Source organism: Streptomyces atratus, assembly GCF_014648655.1.
Lineage (GTDB): Bacteria > Actinomycetota > Actinomycetes > Streptomycetales > Streptomycetaceae > Streptomyces > Streptomyces atratus.
On sequence record NZ_BMRN01000206.1, the window covers coordinates 1 to 814 of the forward strand.

1 protein-coding gene is annotated in these 814 nt (G+C 61.5%); it reads right to left on the bottom strand.

Annotated elements, in window-relative coordinates:
* On the bottom strand, window positions 1-703 hold a 703-nt coding region (locus IEZ15_RS44110), incomplete at its 3' end, for a reverse transcriptase domain-containing protein (protein ID WP_268250521.1).
* Between the last annotated feature and the right edge of the window lie 111 nt (window positions 704-814).

An 814-nucleotide genomic window follows, 5' to 3' on the forward strand; every position in this document is an offset into this window, starting at 1 on the left:
GCGCCTTCAGCCATCGGCGGACGTCCTTCCACCTCCAGCGATGCAGAGTCTGCATCCACTTGACCATCCGCCACCAGACGAAATTCGCCAGGTTGCTGAGGGTGTGTTTGCAGACTGCGTGCTTGAAGTAGTTGGCCCAACCGTGCGTGATCAGATTGAGTCTGGCCAGCACCTCTCGTGGATTCTGCTGCGACTTCCTGCGTGTCAGGGCACGAATCCTGTCCTTCAGTGACCGGATGGGCCGATCCCCGATGAACGTGTAGACGTACCACTTGTCCGTTCCTCGCTTGCGTTTCCACTGGATGCGGAACCCAAGGAAGTCGAACGCTTCACTCATGTGCACGATCCGGGTCTTGACTGGTGACAGCCGCAAACCGAGTGGTTCGAGCACTTCAGTGACCTCATGCTTCAGGTCCTCGACATCGGCGCGGGAGCCATGCACGAGCACCACAAGATCGTCCGCATAGCGGGAGACCTTCCAGTTCGGCAGGCCCTTCGCCCGACGTCGGGCGCGTCGGGCAGCGGTTCCCATCGCCCCGCCGTCCTTCCATGGCTCTTGCAGGCGCTCATCGAGCGCCGACATGGCTATGTTGAACAGCAACGGGGACAGAACGCCTCCTTGTGGAGTCCCGGCGTCGGAGGCCCTCTGATTTCCGAGTTCGGTGAGAACTCCAGCCTTGAGGAACGCCTTCACCAGGGCCACGACTCGCTTTGAACCGCCGACTTATATGGGGAAAGCGGGACGCGGTCGGGTTGGCCGCTCGTAGCGTGCCGTAGGACGCCGGTCCGGGTGACTCGTGAACCGTCTGCCGCT